Here is a 17401-nt window from a genome sequence, read left to right as displayed (position 1 = left end):
AATCTAGGGAAATTTCCGAAAACCCGCCAATATATGTTAGACTACAAAAAGGGGTTTCCGAAAATAGTCGTATCTTTTTTTACCATTGCCGGATCGACGAAGAAATACCATTTGATCATTTTGCCTCATAACCAAGATTAAAATGAATTCACAGGAAAAAGTATTACACTGTTACAATCAGGTAGCCGACGAGTATGCTGCTGAGCGTTGGGGTGAACTCTCAAAAAAACACCTTGACACATTGTTACTGAAGGAATTTGCAGCTGTCAATAACAACAAAGGACTATGTGCAGACTTTGGCTGTGGCCCCGGACAAACAACAAGATTTCTGTACGACAATGGCCTGAAAGACATCATCGGCATTGATCTGTCGCCAGCGATGGTTAGCGCTGCCCGGAAACTTTCCCCTGAGATTAAATTTGAAACCGGAGACCTGTTGAATATAGCCTATCCGTCAGAGTATCTTGGAAGTGCAATTGCATTCTATTCAATAGTACATTTTACTAATGACCAGATCCGGAAGTGTTTCGAAGAAATAAACAGGGTATTGAAACCAGGAGGAGATTTTTTATTTTCCTTTCACGAAGGAGATGAAATAGTTCATTATGACAAAGCTCATGATAAAGAAGTAGATATTGATTTATACTTCTTTAAAACAGATGACATCATAGCGTTACTTCATGAAACGGGTTTTAATATAATTGAAGCCATAGAGAGGCGTCCGCATGAAGATGCGAAATTTCAAAGCAGGCGAGCCTATATCTGGACTGAGAAAAAATGAAGAGGGGGATTATGATCCCAATCATTATATATAATGCTAACTTCTGAACACTTTTGTATTTTCCATACAATAATTCCAAACGGCTTTTTCAGTTTTTTCAGAATAATACGTCTCTGTTACGCTTGCCTGCTTTCTGTTCACAAAATACTTTCCGCTGATATTGTTTACTTCGCCCGATGTGGCTAAATAAACTATTGTATCTGCGCCCTGCTCCGGCGTTTTGAACAATGGCCTTGCCAGTTTCGCAATAAAATTGAGCACAGCTCCAAGATTACTTTCAACACCAAAGTTTGTTGCCACTGCTCCGGGATGAACGGTATTTGCAGTTATGCTTTTGATCCCTTGCTGCTTTAATGTCTGGCTGAGGTGCTGGGTAATCCATATCAAAAACAGTTTGGCATTTCCATAAGCCCTTAATGGGTTATATCCTTTTTCCAATGATAAATCGTCAAAGTCTGGTTTTGCATTCAACTTGTGCGAATTGGATGAAACATTGATGATACGGCCATCATTGCTGTTTTTCAATATGTCCAGCAACAGCTCTGTCAAAAGAAAGGGGGCCAATAGATTTATTGCCATTGTCTTTTCAATTCCACCCGGCGTTGTTTCCCTATCTTTTCCCATAATTCCTCCGGCGTTGTTAACAAGAACATCCAGGCGTTTATACTTTTGCTTAAAGGTATTGGCCATGTTCCGCACGTCTTGTAATGAAAACAGATTGGCCACAATCATGTCTACTTTGTCATTACCCGTTGTAGCTTTTATTTCTTCACAAACCTGCTCTGTTTTTTGCCGGTTGCGTCCGTGTATCACTACTGTAAAATCCTGTTTCGCCAATGCAATGGCGACTGCCTTACCAATTCCACCTGTTGCTCCTGTAATCAATACAATTTTATCGTTCATATATCATCCTGTTTTCTACAAAGTTATTTGTTAATTGATATACATTTGATATCAATAACCTATAGGATACCAATATGAAGGATAAAGAACTGACTACCGAGCAGAAAATAAAATACGTTCAGGATACACTGTTTGTCATCAGTGGTAAATGGAAATTACCGATATTGATCGCGATGAACCAGGGTTGTTATCGCTTCCGGGATATACAGCGCAGCGTGCTGCCTATTACCACCCGTGTATTGTCGAGGGAGTTAAAAGATCTGGAGGAAAACAAACTGGTAATAAGGACGGTCTATGACGCGCCAAAAACTGTTGAATACACTGTGTCTCCTTACTGTAAAAGCCTAAAGCCCCTGGTTGATGAAATGATCAAATGGGGCCAAAATCACCGTCGGAAAATTTCGGGGAAATAGCCCTTCTTTAAGAAGCATCTTCAACAAATAAAGCGCCTTCAAACCAGTTGGAGAATTGTCCGACAGGGGCACAAAGAGGGATAAATCTTTAGGCTTGTCCCTTTTTATTTCTCTACCTGGGCCGCTGTTCATCTTCTTCCAGTTCGCTCATTCGCTCCCTGATCACCTGCGCATGTTCCAGTCCCCACTCATCTATTGTGGAAAGAACAGGCAATAAGGTTTCTCCCAGGCTGGTGAGTTTGTATTCAGTTCTTTTAGGATAAACATCTTCCGTATATTTATCAACAAGACCATAAAAGAGCAGTTCTGCCAATTGCATCTCGATAACACGTGTGGATGCATCAGCAATATACCTGGCAATATCACTTGGCCGCGAAATACCCCTGTTGATAGTATCCAGAATGCAGCATTTCCATTTACCGCCCAATACTCTCATCGCTAAGTAGAGACCGCAATCCGGATCTTCTTCTATTTTTCTCGTGTACATGTTTTACTATTGTTGGCTAAAATTACGCAATCCTTCCCAACACTTTCGGTCAACCCATACCGAATCTTTCTTCGGTTATTGTCTCCCTGCTATCTTCCGGGGAAATTTGTGCTATTGTTTATCACAATTAATTAAACACAGGAAATGCAGAATGTTAAACTCAACTGGAAGGATATCTTTCCTTTACTGATATGGATATCGGTTTTCTTCATGACCTGGTTGTTCATGCATGGAGCAGATCCTTACCTACAAATGACGTCGGAAGCATTGGGCAGATATTACCCGCAGCGATGGTTTCTGATCTCACATATTACAGCTGGCGGAGGAGCATTAATTACCGGTATTGTTCAGTTCTGGCCTAAACTACGTGATTATAGCCGGAAATTACACCGTGCCATTGGCTATTTGTATCTGCTATCGATCCTCGTAAGCAGTAGCAGTGCGCTTGTACTTGCCTCAACAACCGCATATGCAGTGAATTGGGCTTATGCATTCACATTGCAGATATGGGCTAGTATTTGGATCAGTACAACTTTTATTGCATTCTATACCGCTGTAAAGAAACAATTCAAACTTCACAAAGAATGGATGATCAGAAGCTATATTGTTACAGTCGCTTTCCTGATCTCAGGTTTTGCCTATAAGATCCCATTTGTGCAGCAATTGGGCAGTTTTGAAGAAGTTACTGTTCCTCTTTTCTGGATGGGTTGGGCTGTTCCGCTCTATACTTATGAGGTGATCCGCAGTAGCGTGATCAAAATAAAACCCAAGGCATAACTTAAATTACTCATTCTCCTTCCCCTCTACTAAAAAATCGCGAAGCGCATCTAACAGTGCATCCGATGTATTGGAGTTCGTAAAAATCACATAGCCCATTTTCAGATCCTTGTATACTTCAAAGTGACACTTGAAATCACCGTTGTTTCCTCCATGACCGAAAGATTTACCAAAGGGTGTTTCTCTTATTTCAAGGCTCTCTCCCATATAAGCAGGATATCTGGGCTTTTTATCTCCAGGTTTGTAGTGAAAATCGGAGTGTTTTTGAAACATAGTCTGGTAGGTTTCTGCACTTAATCCTTTTTGATCAAGCAGATAAAGCATAAATTTAGTGAATATGCGGGCCTCAGTATACATAGAGTAAGCCATGCCCGGAGATTCTGGTAATTCGTCGTATGTGGGCAGCATATCATAGTGACCATTAGCAGCCATGTGCTTTAAAGAGTCATTCCTGGAAAAAAACGTATGATAAAGGCCAATTGGCTTCACTACTTCTTCCTGTAAAACCTGTTCCACTTTTTCGCCGGTAATCTTTTCGATTACCTTTTTGAGGTACTCAAAGCCTTCACCGGAATAATTATAGTCTGTTCCCGGCGTGAACAGAAGATTCAATTTCCCATTTTCATTCATCGACCGCCAATTAGGAAAGCCTGTACGATGAGTTAATACATGCCTTGCCGTCATCAGTTTATATCGTTCATCATATTCAATATCCGCGTATGGAAGATAGAGATACAGTGGCTTGTCAAGGTCAATTACTCCGCGTTCTGCCAGCCTTTGAACCGCAAAAGCGAACACCGGCTTCGTAACTGAAGCTGCTTCAAAAAGTGTGTTTTCGTCAACTTTCTCACCAGTGAATGTATTTCGAACGCCGTATGTTTTGTAGTACACCAAACCGCCATCCTTTATTAATGCCAGTGAAACACCAGGGATTTGATAGTACTTTTGGTATGTTTCTATGAAATGATCAATCTTGCTAAAACTTTCCGGTCCAAACTGATGAAGGATGCCTTTCTCAGGAATCAGATCAGCTATAGGAGAACTTGAAATGGTAAGCCTGGGCACATTGTTTTTTTGTCCGGTCCTGACCAACACCACTGTTGGTTTTTTCTGCTCAAGCGCATACACATTCTTTCCATTTTGAAAATAAGTATATGGCAATAGGAGTTCATATTTACCGGCCGGGACCTCTACGGAATAATTGCCGGAACTATCCAGATCAGTTGCCACCCATAATTTCGGATTTTGAACCGAATGGAGATGAACTTCACCGGGTAGTGGCGTCGTCATTGGTTTATCCCGGCTAACGTTACCTGAAACAGTTGCCAGTTTTTCATCAGCAGCTAAAAAGATAACATCTCCCAGACTTTTAGGGTTCCTGTATTTAGCCTCTCCCTTACCCCAACCCGTAAAAGAAAAACTGTTATCTGTATCCTTGTCAAAAACCAGGAAGTCAAAGCCAATAGACTTATTCACGGCCAACTGATCACCCAGGCTGATACGCCACTCATAGTAACGTTTATTGCCCTTTCTGACAAAGGCGACCTCAGTCATATCCCAGGAAGCATTTTTAGCAAAGGAATCATAAAAAGCATTATCAATGTTACGTAGCTTTTTGCTATACATAAAAGACGCAACCCCTGAACCAAATGGCAAATGTCTTGCATCAACGCTTAGCTGCAACGCATCCTGAGTGTTCCAGCGTACATTTTCAGTAGTATCTTCAACGAAATCATTATCTGTTATCGTAAAGGCAATATACAATGAATGGTTTTCCATCCGGTAGCCCAGTTGAAAAAAGCCGCTAAAGTCAGCGTCACCATTAGGTTTTGTATCTGATATATTTGTCTTGATTAAATATTTCACTGCTGTTGGAGGCCAATCAGATAAATCACCATCTACATTGATTTTCCCGAGTGGATAAGCGTAAGCTACTTTGCCATTATGGGCTGACAATTGTAGACAAAACAGGACACCTAATATGAAAATGCTAGCCGTTTTAACTGGTAGTTGTGACATATTCATTTATCGGTTTAATAAGTTAGGGTTTGCGCATTAATATTCCTCTTAGAAAGACACCTTAAATATAAAAAGGTTGCATGCATGCTAACTCTTTGGGGATAAGATAAAGAAAATTAAGTGGTCTCTTATGTAATACGTAATTCTATTTGCCCTAATTTTATCTGTACAAAATGTAGGTAAATGTCCAACGTGTTTCATTTAAATGATATTGATCGTAAAGAGATTATCCCGGGTTTCCAGGCGAGGTTTGTACATACTGACAGTATGACCCTGAGCTATTGGGATGTTGACAAAGGAGCCGTACTTCCGCTTCATAAGCATATCCATGAACAGGTAACCCAGGTAGAGGATGGTGAGTTTGAGTTAACGATAGCCGGAAAAACAAGGGTTTATACCAAAGGTATGGTAGCCGTCATTCCATCAATGACCGAACATGGAGGCGTTGCATTAACGGATTGTAAGATATTTGATATATTCAGTCCCGTGAGAGAGGACTATAAGGCCCTTTGATTATAACCACTCAGAAGGTGCCTTGCCGAACCTCTTTTTAAAAGAATGTGAGAAATGAGAGAGGCTTTCAAACCCCAGGTCCAGGTAGATGGCAGAGGCTTTCCTGTTCTTTTTTTCTATAAGGTGACGTGCCTCTACCAGCCGCCTTTCCTGTAACCACTGCCTGGGCGGCGCACCAAATGATTTTTTGAAATCGCGCTTAAACCCCGCAAGGCTTCTCCCTGTGAGTTCCGCAAATTTTTCAACCGGGAGATTGAAATGAAAATTGCTGAGCATAAATTTTTCCAGATCGATCTTATAAGGCTCCGAAAAGTCGAACAAAAATGTGCGGAGCCCGGGCATGGCATGCAGCAGCAACTTCACTCCTTCCCTCACTTTCAGAACACCCATGGCAGCCGGTATCTTCTCTTCCGGATTGCGGACATAAGGCATTACAGATTGAAAATAGCCCTGCAGAAAGTCATTTGCGGGAATAAGAATGTTAGGCGGACCAGCATACTTCTGCTGTATCTCTATCTGTTCCTCCAGTGCAATCTTCCTCAGCACGTCTTCCTGCAGGGAAATGACAATCGTTTCATAATCTTCATCAGGCAGAGGAGTTTTGGTTATCTGCCCCAGCTGATTTTTGCCGATCAGCAGCATCTCCCCCCTCCTCATCGAAATTTTCTGGTTGGCCGTTTCCAAAGTAAACTGCCCGGAAACCAGCAATACCAGGGTATTGTGCCCTAAAAAGCCCACTTTCTCTTTTCTCATGGTAGAGAGATAAGAGTAAAAGATGATACCCGGTATTATTTCAGTTGGATTCCTCACTATTCAAAAGTATAAAAAAGATGGGATGCTACCGCTGCAGATATGTACTTCCAACGATCGCACCTGACGAAAAATGCGTATTCAGGATATTCGTCTCCTCAGGAGTAAAGACGATTCCCATGGCCTGAATATTTTCCGGTAGCCGAGATCTCCGGCTCATGCTTACCAACGGCATGATATCATCACCCTGTGCATTCACCCAGGCGATTGCCAGTTGTGTGGGCGTGTATCCTTTTTCCTGCGCCATTTTCCTTAATACCTCAACTTTCTCCAGGTTCTTTATCAGATTGTCTCCCTGAAAACGCGAGAAATGATTATGATAATCATTGGCCGCAAGCGGAGCTTTCATCTCACCTGTAAGTAACCCTTCAGCCGTATTGGCAAAAGCCACCACCCCTATACCCAGCTCTTTGGCCGCAGGAAGCAGGTCGCTTTCTATCTGCCGGTCTGCCAGTGAATAGCCTATTTCCAATGCTGTTACAGGGTGTACACTATGGGCTTTGCGCAATTGTTCTGCAGTGATTTCGGACACGCCCAGGTAACGCACCTTTCCTTCTTTGATCAGGTCGGCGACTGTACCGATCACATCTTCTATCGGAACGCTGTTATCAAGTCTGCACGGCTGATAAAGATCAATGGTATCTATACCCAAACGCACTAAAGAATAATTGATGAAGTTCTTGATGGCTATAGGACGCAAGTCTAATCCGAGCCATTGATTGCCATAGAAAATTGCGCCAAACTTGACACTTATGAAAGCATCGTCCCGTCTGCCTTTGATGGCTTTGCCTACAAGCAGCTCATTGTGTCCACTGCCGTAAAAATCTCCTGTATTCAAAAAATTGATGCCATTGTCCAGTGCCATCTGAATAGTAGCGATACTTTCACTTTCGTCATTCGCCGGGCTTCCCCAAACAGATGACATACGCATGCAGCCCAATCCAAGTTTAGATACAAGCGGACCATTTTTACCCAGAGGCATTTTTGTTATTGTTGTCATTGCTATTATTTAACGATACAAAGATTGTCATTTATAACCAATGACATATTTCCTTTACGGCTCAATTTACTTGTCTGGATGGCTCACTCTTCCTTTACCTGCAAACTAGAAACTTTTCTATAGATCCTGATTAAAACTTAGGGTAAACTTGTTTAATCATTAGACCCATAAATAAGATAAAGACTTATACATCTGCTTATTTTCTTGTCATAAAATAAAATTTTATGCTGCTTTACTGGTACAATGTCGTTAGAATATTATTGCTACGATATGTTAAAAAGAGACTTGATGTTAATAAGCCCTTAATTAAAGAATTCAGGGTAAAAACATTTGATTGTGATGCACTTCGGGTAATGGCTGCGTACAAATACTTTCTTTATATGGACTATGCGCGGTGGGAACAGTTTATCCGGACAGATTTGTATAGCGTTGTACTGAGCAGGAAGTTAGCCCCCTCCCTCGGTTCGCAAAAAATTATTTACAGGAAACCGATTAAACGTGGTACAAAGGTTTCAATGCATGTGGAAATTGCAGGTTGGGATAACCGCTGGTTTTATCATGTTCATACTTTTATGCAGCAGGATGAAGTAAAAGCCATTGGTGTAACCAGGGGCCTGTTCTGGCGAAAAGATAAACAGAATACACTGGAAGAGATTGTACAGTCGGCTGGTTTTTCGACTACAAAAAAGGACCCTCCGGAGTGGGTGCTGCAATTGTTTGAAAATGATGGCCAGATACTCAGCAGCATGGTACCGGCAAGATTAGTTCCGGAGACCGAAATGCTGCCGGATTAAATTTTTTGAAAACCATTATATTTACTCTACCAATAAAACTATATTATCATATGCCCTCTCTTAGAAAAATAATGTTTTTTTCTGTATTCAATCTTATCACAGCAGCTACCTGTTTTGGGCAACAGTCTCTTTCATCTGCAATAGAAAGACAATTTAATAAAATTGAAAATGATATTTTGACAACTGCCGAAGCCATGCCTGAAAGCAGGTTTAATTTCACACCTGAGAGTCTCAATATAGAAAACAGCACTTTTAAAGGAGTCCGGACATTTGCCGGACAGATAATGCATCTGGCCACCGACAATATTCTCATCTGGAGTGCCATTACCGGCGATTCAGTACGTGCAGACATTGAAGATGTAAACGGCCCCAAAAGTATTAAAACCAAAAAAGACATTATCGAATACCTCAAAAGCTCATTCACAATTGGACGTAAAGCGATTTCAACATTGACAAATCAAAATGCAATGGATATGATTGATTTTAGATGGAGAAAACTTCCCAGGCTTGATCTTGCGTTTTACGCACTTACCCACGCGAATGAACATTATGGTCAGATGACGATTTATCTCAGAATGTGTGGGATAGTTCCACCTGCAACGCTTAGTAATCAATAAATTTTCCGTCCTTCAATAAAACTTTCAACATTAGAAAAAATTTACTAAATTAGTAATAACTACTAGCTTAGTCTTAACCCCAAATGCTTAACCCATGAAGGCCAAAGCCTACTTGTTGTCTCCTTAGAGATTGACCTCTTCACCTGTAATATTTATTAGCACTTCGATTATATGCTGAACAACCACTCCATGGCATTGCTTCCAGCTAAAGACAGGAGAGGACTATTCATTAAACGTTACCACCATGAAAAAGAACGCAATTCCCAAAAAACTCCAACTGGTGAAGATCAAAATTGCCAGTCTCAGTCAATTAAAACAAAAAGGAGCTATTTGCCTGACATCCCTGGAGCAAACCACCTGTCCTGGTTGCCATTTAACTGCTGATTGCGCTTAATAAGCATGTGATAAACAATGTCAAAGGTTATAACCTTTGACATTGTTTATCCTACGGATCATTTATTGCTCGATAATCTTTTTCCTGTGGTTTTGACCCCAGCGGATCATTGCATCAATTACTTCTTTAAGTGTTTCAGCATATGCTGTAGAAGAATACTCAACGGTAACAGGTTTTGTATTGCAAACAGTCCGGGTTATCAATTTATTCAGTTCGAGTTCATGCAATTCCTTAGACAATATTCTTGGAGAAATTCCCGACTCTCTTGACAATTCCCCAAAACGCTTCATTCCATTGTTTACCAATATTGAAAGGATTAACAGCTTCCATTTTCCGTTAACTACGTACAAAGTGTCCTGAATAGCGAAATGTACTTTTTCGCATGTAGCATCTGATTTGTCTTTCATATACTATTCTATTTGTAACTACTTACATTTCGGTAACTGGTTACAAATGTACCGTATTAATCAATAATCTTTGTGCTTCATAAATAAACAGTTAAAAAAATGACAACCAGGACAAAAAACATAATCGGATGGATATTGAGCGGGCTAACCGGCTTATTGTTGGGAGGCTCTGCAATTGACAAAATTATGCAAAGCGGACATGCTATACAGATGGGCGCATCATTTGGATTATCAGGCGCAACTTATTCCCTGCTGGGAGTAATTGAGATTATATCCGTTGTATTATTCCTTTATTCCAGAACTGGAATTCTCGGAACATTACTATTGTCTTCCTATTTAGGTGGTGCCATTGCCACTCATTTACAACATCAGCAGAACATTGTGTTCCCAATGGTTTTTGAAGCCCTGGTATGGATTACTGCCGTAATCCGTTTTCCTGAACTCACACGCAGAATATCAAATAAGCAGCTATAATACTTTCACAAAACAAAAAGTCGCGATTACCCGCGACTTTTTACATTTATGTTTTGAATACCCTTATTTCTATGCATTTATCCGTTTCAAGGCTCTTGCGGCTGCGCCTTGCCCATTGTGAAAAGCTGTAGTCTGTAATTCCGTCAGTTTACCAACAGCAGGCACATACCGGTGAAATCCCAGGATATCAATAGCTCTTTCCTGGATATACATGTCATCACTGTCCAGGAATGGATATAATTCTTCCAGTTTGTCTGGCGGCGTTAATGACATAATGCTGAATGCAAGCTGCGTTTTTACTTCATCATCTTCTTCCTGATTATACATTACATATAAACGTTCTTTGATGTTGCTGTCCTCTCCGGTTAAACGCTCTTTGTCTTTCAATGGATAATCCAGTATTTCTACCGGCAGTTCGGTGAAATCCCCGGAATCGGGGTTGCCGGATATCGCAGTTACTAAGTTCTCAATATTCCTGAATTTAGGGTCCAGACTTGTTTCCTCATGACTGAAATAACAGACTTTCCCTGCCAGCGGCCCGCTTTTGTAAGCACAGATATAGTTGGAATTGTTATCGGTCAGTATTGGTACTAATTCCGCCAAAACAGGCTGTTCTTCAAAGAACTCCATCGTTTCTTCCAGATCATCCGCTTCAAGGGGTTCAAATCCATCCCGTGAGTCCAGTTTTTCAAGTGCAGCAATGGCTGTAACCGGGAATCCGTTTTCCTTCAATATTTTCTTTAAATGTTCCATTATCCGTCAGGTTTATGATACGTGTCTGACCAAATATAAGATAAATTATTAATCCCAATTTTAGTCACATCAAACAGGATAATTATATCAGAAAATGTTATATTGAAATTGCAATGATAAGCCCAATTTGCCTATTCTGCTATGTATCAACTGAAAAGCATTTTACTATCTTTTATCCTTTTATTCCTTATCATACCAACCTTTGCGCAAAAGCAAACTTTCCCTGAAAATGTAGGTGATATACCCTTTGATAGTCTGCAGGACGATCCGGGGTTTCTTGTATGCAATCCTAAACAGGTGCTACAATACTACAATACAACAGCTTACTATAAGGATCATAAAAAGGAGATCATAAAATACCTGCTTGATAACTTCAACACACAGGATAGTTTTCAGGACCAGAACGGATTTCTCACTATCAGGTTCATTATTAATTGCAATGGCAATACCGGTCGCTTCCGCCTCTTTGAGATAGACAGTAATTATCAGCCCATTCATTTCAAAGAAGCGTTATCTCAGCAGTTACTTAACCTGGTAAAACAGGTGAGTGGGTGGCAGCCGGCAGTTTATAAACAGAAAGTATATGACAGCTATCAGTATATCACTTTCCGTATGAAGAATGGTAAAATAATAAGTATCAGTCCATGAAAAATAAATACCTGCTCCTATATTTTTGCCTTATTGCCCTTACATCCAAAGCCCAGCAGAATTGCAGCATTTATACGGATTCCATCTGTAATCTTGCCTGCAGATTATCCAACCTGGCCGGTACTTTTCCACAAGGCTCCCGGAGCTGCCAGGAATATCTTGACAGTGCCATCCGGTTATGTCCCGACATGGTAGATGCCTGGCGTGAAATAAGTGTTCCTTATTTGAAAAGAGGTGATTTTGCGACCTGGCGTAAGTACATAGATAAAGCAGTTGCCTTACAGCCCGGCAGGGTCCTGGATATAAGAGGCTGGTGCAGATTCAAATTCCTGAGAGATTATGAAGGCGCCCTTGAGGACCTGAGAAGGTTCGACAGCTTATCCCATTTTTCCTCCAAACATACCGGAGACGGTACTTACAGCTTAAATGTTGTAATGGCATTATGCGAAAGAGAATTGGGGAATTATTCCAATGCTTCCCTTTATTTCTCAAAAGGCATTGATAGTATTTTTTATACTAAAGGGAAAGACTTTATAGGACTGTTCGACTTTTTACACAGGGCTGTATTAAAACTAAGACAGCAAGATTACACCGGCGCATTATCAGATCTTGATCAGCAGGAAAAATTGTGCAGGAACTATGTAGAAACCAGCTATTACAAAGGAATAGCCTACCGTTCTCTCGGAAAACATAAGCTGGCGAAACAGCAATTCAAAAATGCGGCCCGTTTATACAAGGAAGGATTTCACCTGTCTGATGTTTATTGCGAAATGCTGGATGCGGTATATCCTTCAGACGTGGATGAAGCATTGTTACGCTAAATTCCGGAAAATATTCAGCAGAGGAACCTTCCGGGGCTTTAATAGATAATCAATCTATTTAAAAACATAAAACCACGCTTAAGAGCGTGGCTTTATGTTCAAAGAAATATTATTCTTTCACTATCTTCTTTATCGTCTTTTTATTTCCGTTGATAATTTGTACAATGTATATGCCTGCCGGTAATTTGCTGACATTCATGTTATAAGTATTTCCTGTAGCAGATCCTGAAAAATATACCTTTCCGTTAATGTCGCAAAGGCTGATCTGGCTTTTATTGCCATTTGGAATAGTGATCAACAGCTGATCATGTGCAGGAACAGGATACACGGTAATCGGTCGTTCATTGCTGGTTTTAGTTAACGCCAGGGTTGACAGACTCGTACTGGCTGTTCCATATACTTCCAGTTCGTAGATAGAATACCCGTAATCCGATCCACGCGCAGTTCCATACATACGAACATATCTTCCAGTTGCAGACAAGCTGCTATGATCATTACTGAGCGACGTATTACCCTGAATGGTTTTCACCGTAGTCCAATTCGTATTGTCTGTTGAGACCTGTAACAGGTAATCCTTTGCATAGGCCGCTTCCCAGGTTATTTTAACTCGTGAGATATTGTAGTTACTGCCCAGGTCAACTGTGATCCATTGCGGATCTGTATACATGGTAGCCGACCAGCGTGTTGACGTGTTGCCATCAACAGCATAATTCCCTTCAAGCCCCGCTCCTTCTACAGAGGATACTGTTACGGATTTACTCAGGGCAATGTTGGGTGAGGATACCAGCGTTCCATATACTTCCAGCTCGTAAATAGAATAACCATAGGTTGTACCGCGGGCAGTACCGTAAATACGAACATAACGTCCGCTGCCACTGAGATTTGTGAAGTCGTTACTCAGCGATGTATTGTTCTGAACATTCTGCAGGGTAGTCCAGTTTGTATTATCAGCAGATACCTGCACAAGGAAATTCTTACCATAGGCAGCTTCCCAGTTTATTTTTATCTCTGAGATACTGTAGGTATTGCCGAGATCAACAGTGATCCATTGTGGATCAACTCCTAATGTGCTGGCCCAACGGGTAGATGAATTGCCATCTACTGCATAGGCGGCAACGAGTGCAGATGTTTCCGTTGATGAAACGGTAACAGTTTTCCCTAATGCCAGGTTATTGCCCGCAGCACCGAAATCATCCGCCGGACTTCTCATGTTATTGCGAATGAAAACACCCGCTTCTTTAAGTTTACTTGTTGTCCAGGTGTTACCGGAACAGGTACCGCTGATCCACACTCCCCCACTGAGCGGATTATCGCTATAGTTCCAGTTTGTCCAGCTGATCTTTTTAGCCCGCAGCAGGTCCATATATCTTTGTCCCATTACCAGGTCATTGGCACCATCACCGGATGCTTCCTGCGTACCAAATTCTGTAACGAAAATGGGTAAGCGGTCAGAAGCCCAATCCAGATGATTTAAATAATAATCCTGGTGACTTTTAGCATAAAAGTGAAAGGAGTACATGATATTTGGATAGTTGAGTGGATTGTCTATAATATCCTGTGCACTACTCCCCTCTGAAAGGCCCAGCGATGACCATCCTTTTGTTCCTACACAAATAATGGCATCGTTATCAATAGCCCTGATCACAGGAATAACCTGATCAGCATAACTTTTTATACTTGCCCAGCTTACACCATTCGGTTCATTACATATTTCATACAACACATTGTTATTGTTCTTGTAAGTATTGGCAATATCGGTAAAGAACGTTATGGCCCTGCTGGTGTTATAATTAGGATCACCGGGAGTAAGTATATGAAAATCGATCAAGGCATATAATCCCCTGGCAGTGGCCTTATCTACAAATTGTTTAACCAGGGAGGTGTAGTAGGACGGATTCGTTTCATAGCCACCTTCCTGAACATACATGGATAGCCGTAATATATCCGCGCCCCAGTCGTGAGTAAGGGTATCCAGAGAGGCATCTGTAAGACAACCGGCATACCATTGAATACCATGGGTGCTCATACCTCTTAATTGGATAGGATAACCATTCTGGTTATATATTTTTGTACCAACTACTTTAAGCTGACCATTAACAGATACTGGTGTTTGTGCGTAGGCATACGCTGTTAAGAATAGGTTTAATAATAGGATAAATGGTTTAATTACTGAGCTTTTCATTCTTGTATTTATTTAGGTTATTCAAGGAAACGGGAGGAGGTATACGGGTTATTAAAAAAGAATAATGGTTATATTGATCAAATGTATAATATAAATTAAAGAATGACTTTACATATTTTAACCTGTTTTAAAAGTAACTGGAATAACAGACAACAACTCATATCTACATAAAAAAGCCTCCGTTACCGGAGGCTCTCTATTATATTATTCGTTGAATCTTACAATCAGGCTAAATCAAACCTGTCCAGATTCATCACTTTATTCCAGGCTGCAACAAAGTCTTTCACAAATTTATCCTGAGCATCCGCGCTTCCATACACTTCTGCAATAGCTCTCAGTTCTGAGTTAGAACCAAACACCAGATCTGCACGGGTAGCCGTCCATTTTGCTTTACCGGTAGCACGGTCGCTGCCTTCGTAGAGTTCCCTGTCTGCAGATATTGCTTTCCATGCAGTATTCATATCGAGCAGATGTACAAAGAAATCGTTGGTAAGCTGGCCTGGGCGTGAAGTGAAAACACCTTCTCTGGAGCCATCAAAATTAGTGTCTAATACGCGCATACCACCTACCAATACTGTCAACTCAGGTGCAGTAAGCGTGAGCAACTGTGCCTTATCTATCAGCAGGGCCTCGGTAGCTACAGGGTATTTTGATTTGCGGTAGTTGCGGAAACCGTCAGCAATGGGCTCCAGGTAACCAACTGATTCAACGTCGGTACGTTCCTGTGATGCGTCCATGCGACCAGGTGTGAAAGGAACTGTGATAGTATTTCCCGCTGCTTTCTCAATACCTGCGCAACCGGCCAGTACGATCAGATCAGCAAGTGAAACTTTTTTGTTAAATCCTTTCTGAATGTTTTCCAGTGCACCCAATACTTTCTGTAACTGGGGCGGATTATTTACTTTCCAGTATCTCTGAGGAGCCAGGCGGATACGGGCGCCATTAGCGCCACCGCGTTTATCAGAACCACGGAAAGTAGAAGCCGAAGCCCATGCAGTGGAAACGAGTTCAGATACGCTCAACCCGGATTCCAATACTTTTGCCTTCAGCGCTTTAATATCATTTTCGTCTATTAATGCATGGTCAACTGCAGGAATAGGATCTTGCCAGAGCAATTCTTCTTTGGGTACGTCCGGACCGAGGTAACGTACACGGGGCCCCATATCACGATGCGTTAGCTTAAACCATGCACGGGCGAAAGCGTCAGCAAATTCATCAGGATTTTCGAGGAAACGTCTGGATATTTTTTCGTAAGCAGGATCAAATCTTAAAGACAGGTCGGTGGTCAGCATGGTTGGTGCATGCTTTTTTGAACTATCATATGCATCAGGAATAATATCTCCTGCATTTTTAGCTACCCATTGGTGTGCACCAGCCGGACTTTTAGTAAGTTCCCATTCAAATCCAAACAGGTTTTCAAAGAAATTATTGCTCCATTGAGTGGGCGTTTTTGTCCATATTACTTCAAGTCCGCTTGTAATAGTATCAGCTCCTTTACCGGAACCATAGCTATTGCTCCAACCGAAGCCCTGCATTTCAAGGTCAACAGCTTCAGGCTCTTTGCCTACATGGGTAGCAGGAGCTGCACCATGGGTTTTACCAAAGCTGTGTCCGCCGGCAATAAGGGCAACAGTTTCTTCATCGTTCATTGCCATGCGGCCAAAAGTATCACGGATATCTTTAGCGGCTGCAATAGGATCCGGATTACCATCCGGGCCTTCAGGGTTTACGTAGATCAAACCCATCTGCACGGCAGCAAGCGGTTTTTCGAGGTTGCGGGAATGGATATCGCCATCCGCTTTATCATCTGATACCACTACACCATGATTCTCTGTCACTCCATGGGAACCATGAGCATAACGCAGGTCGCCACCCAGCCAGGTGGTTTCTGCACCCCAATACACATCTTCCTGCGGCTCCCACACATCAGCACGTCCACCCGCAAAACCAAATGTTTTAAAGCCCATTGATTCAAGCGCAATGTTACCGGTAAGGATCATCAGATCTGCCCATGAAATTTTGCGGCCATATTTTTGTTTGATAGGCCAAAGCAGTCTGCGGGCTTTATCCAGGCTCACGTTATCAGGCCAGCTGTTAAGCGGAGCAAAACGTTGCTGTCCTGCACCTGCACCACCACGGCCATCAGTAACACGATAGGTGCCAGCACTATGCCATGCCATGCGAATGAACAAAGGACCATAATGTCCGAAGTCTGCAGGCCACCAGTCCTGAGAGTCCGTCATGAGTGCATGAAGGTCTTTTTTCACTGCTTCCAGGTCCAGGCTTTTAAAGGCTTCTGCATAATCAAAATCTTCACTCATTGGGTCTGATAACGATGAGTGTTGACGCAGGATGTTTAATTTTAAGTGATTAGGCCACCAATCATGGTTTCTGGTGCCACCACCGCCAACATTGTGCTTCATACTGCCGTTATGAAACGGGCATTTACTGATGTCATTTAAGTCTTTTTCCATTTTTTTTAATTTAGAGTATGGATTGAACACATGTTATTTGTCGTGCAGGATGATAAAAGTAAGACATTGTAGATATAATCAAAATCAATTAACTCTATATTTTAATAATCAAAATCTATATAGCGTCATTAATC

The 17401-nt window shown here is 41.6% G+C and carries 19 protein-coding genes; 10 read left to right on the top strand and 9 right to left on the bottom strand.

What is annotated here, in order from left to right; genetic code table 11:
• The first annotated feature begins 142 nt into the window (after positions 1-142).
• A complete protein-coding gene (locus BMW86_RS27885) occupies positions 143-781 on the top strand; it encodes a class I SAM-dependent methyltransferase (RefSeq protein ID WP_089786414.1) in 639 nt (212 codons plus the stop codon).
• A 36-nt stretch (positions 782-817) separates the two neighbouring features.
• Here the strand turns inward: BMW86_RS27885 and BMW86_RS27880 are convergent, their stop codons facing one another.
• Positions 818-1684: an SDR family NAD(P)-dependent oxidoreductase gene (locus tag BMW86_RS27880; protein WP_089786411.1), complete on the bottom strand. Its 867-nt coding sequence runs from the start codon at positions 1682-1684 to the stop codon at positions 818-820.
• 74 nt (positions 1685-1758) lie between these two features.
• Between BMW86_RS27880 and BMW86_RS27875 the strand changes: the two genes are divergently transcribed.
• The gene (locus BMW86_RS27875; RefSeq protein WP_089786409.1) at positions 1759-2097 is read left to right on the top strand and encodes a winged helix-turn-helix transcriptional regulator; all 339 of its coding nucleotides are present in this window, start codon (positions 1759-1761) and stop codon (positions 2095-2097) included.
• 112 nt (positions 2098-2209) lie between these two features.
• Here BMW86_RS27875 and BMW86_RS27870 read toward each other — a convergent pair whose 3' ends face one another.
• Complete coding sequence (locus BMW86_RS27870; RefSeq protein WP_089786406.1) at positions 2210-2584, bottom strand: winged helix-turn-helix transcriptional regulator; 375 nt, start codon at positions 2582-2584, stop codon at positions 2210-2212.
• 144 nt (positions 2585-2728) lie between these two features.
• Here BMW86_RS27870 and BMW86_RS27865 point away from each other — a divergent pair, with 144 nt between their 5' ends.
• Complete coding sequence (locus BMW86_RS27865; protein ID WP_089786404.1) at positions 2729-3361, top strand: DUF2306 domain-containing protein; 633 nt, start codon at positions 2729-2731, stop codon at positions 3359-3361.
• A 6-nt stretch (positions 3362-3367) separates the two neighbouring features.
• Here the strand turns inward: BMW86_RS27865 and BMW86_RS27860 are convergent, their stop codons facing one another.
• A complete protein-coding gene (locus BMW86_RS27860; protein WP_089788199.1) occupies positions 3368-5380 on the bottom strand; it encodes a serine hydrolase in 2013 nt (670 codons plus the stop codon).
• Between the two features lie 183 nt (positions 5381-5563).
• Here BMW86_RS27860 and BMW86_RS27855 point away from each other — a divergent pair, with 183 nt between their 5' ends.
• Positions 5564-5893 (top strand): cupin domain-containing protein, encoded by a 330-nt coding sequence (locus tag BMW86_RS27855; protein ID WP_089786400.1) that lies wholly within the window; start codon positions 5564-5566, stop codon positions 5891-5893.
• Here the strand turns inward: BMW86_RS27855 and BMW86_RS27850 are convergent, their stop codons facing one another.
• Together BMW86_RS27850 and BMW86_RS27845 are read right to left on the bottom strand one after the other, a co-directional pair.
• Entirely contained in the window at positions 5894-6703 is an 810-nt protein-coding gene (locus BMW86_RS27850) for a helix-turn-helix domain-containing protein (protein ID WP_089786398.1), read from the bottom strand.
• Positions 6704-6731: 28 nt separating this feature from the next.
• A complete protein-coding gene (locus BMW86_RS27845; RefSeq protein WP_089786396.1) occupies positions 6732-7703 on the bottom strand; it encodes an aldo/keto reductase in 972 nt (323 codons plus the stop codon).
• Between the two features lie 224 nt (positions 7704-7927).
• On the opposite strand from BMW86_RS27845, the gene BMW86_RS27840 reads away from it, so the two are divergent.
• The 3 genes from BMW86_RS27840 to BMW86_RS32930 all read left to right on the top strand — a co-directional run bounded on the left by BMW86_RS27840 (position 7928) and on the right by BMW86_RS32930 (position 9508).
• Positions 7928-8497, top strand: coding sequence for an acyl-CoA thioesterase (locus BMW86_RS27840; RefSeq protein ID WP_089786394.1), 570 nt, complete (start codon positions 7928-7930; stop codon positions 8495-8497).
• 50 nt (positions 8498-8547) lie between these two features.
• A complete protein-coding gene (locus tag BMW86_RS27835; RefSeq protein ID WP_089786391.1) occupies positions 8548-9114 on the top strand; it encodes a DinB family protein in 567 nt (188 codons plus the stop codon).
• Between the two features lie 244 nt (positions 9115-9358).
• Complete coding sequence (locus BMW86_RS32930) at positions 9359-9508, top strand: hypothetical protein (RefSeq protein WP_177189425.1); 150 nt, start codon at positions 9359-9361, stop codon at positions 9506-9508.
• A 62-nt stretch (positions 9509-9570) separates the two neighbouring features.
• Here BMW86_RS32930 and BMW86_RS27830 read toward each other — a convergent pair whose 3' ends face one another.
• Positions 9571-9915, bottom strand: coding sequence for a winged helix-turn-helix transcriptional regulator (locus BMW86_RS27830; RefSeq protein ID WP_089786389.1), 345 nt, complete (start codon positions 9913-9915; stop codon positions 9571-9573).
• Positions 9916-10014: 99 nt separating this feature from the next.
• On the opposite strand from BMW86_RS27830, the gene BMW86_RS27825 reads away from it, so the two are divergent.
• Entirely contained in the window at positions 10015-10389 is a 375-nt protein-coding gene (locus BMW86_RS27825; protein ID WP_089786387.1) for a DoxX family protein, read from the top strand.
• Between the two features lie 69 nt (positions 10390-10458).
• Here BMW86_RS27825 and BMW86_RS27820 read toward each other — a convergent pair whose 3' ends face one another.
• A complete protein-coding gene (locus BMW86_RS27820) occupies positions 10459-11142 on the bottom strand; it encodes an SMI1/KNR4 family protein (RefSeq protein ID WP_089786384.1) in 684 nt (227 codons plus the stop codon).
• 141 nt (positions 11143-11283) lie between these two features.
• Between BMW86_RS27820 and BMW86_RS27815 the strand changes: the two genes are divergently transcribed.
• Entirely contained in the window at positions 11284-11790 is a 507-nt protein-coding gene (locus BMW86_RS27815) for a hypothetical protein (protein ID WP_089786382.1), read from the top strand.
• Positions 11787-12611, top strand: a complete 825-nt coding sequence (locus BMW86_RS27810; protein ID WP_089786380.1) for a tetratricopeptide repeat protein — start codon at positions 11787-11789, stop codon at positions 12609-12611. Before BMW86_RS27815 ends, BMW86_RS27810 begins: the two co-directional genes overlap by 4 nt.
• A 109-nt stretch (positions 12612-12720) precedes the next feature.
• Here BMW86_RS27810 and BMW86_RS27805 read toward each other — a convergent pair whose 3' ends face one another.
• Both BMW86_RS27805 and katG read right to left on the bottom strand, forming a co-directional pair.
• Entirely contained in the window at positions 12721-14793 is a 2073-nt protein-coding gene (locus tag BMW86_RS27805; protein WP_089786378.1) for a cellulase family glycosylhydrolase, read from the bottom strand.
• A gap of 224 nt (positions 14794-15017) precedes the next feature.
• The gene (gene katG / locus BMW86_RS27800; protein ID WP_089786375.1) at positions 15018-17267 is read right to left on the bottom strand and encodes a catalase/peroxidase HPI; all 2250 of its coding nucleotides are present in this window, start codon (positions 17265-17267) and stop codon (positions 15018-15020) included.
• Positions 17268-17401: the final 134 nt, after the last annotated feature.

Origin of the sequence: Chitinophaga sp. YR573 (genome assembly GCF_900110995.1) — a bacterium.
Taxonomy (GTDB): domain Bacteria; phylum Bacteroidota; class Bacteroidia; order Chitinophagales; family Chitinophagaceae; genus Chitinophaga.
This window is presented reverse-complemented; position numbering and strand designations above follow the sequence as displayed.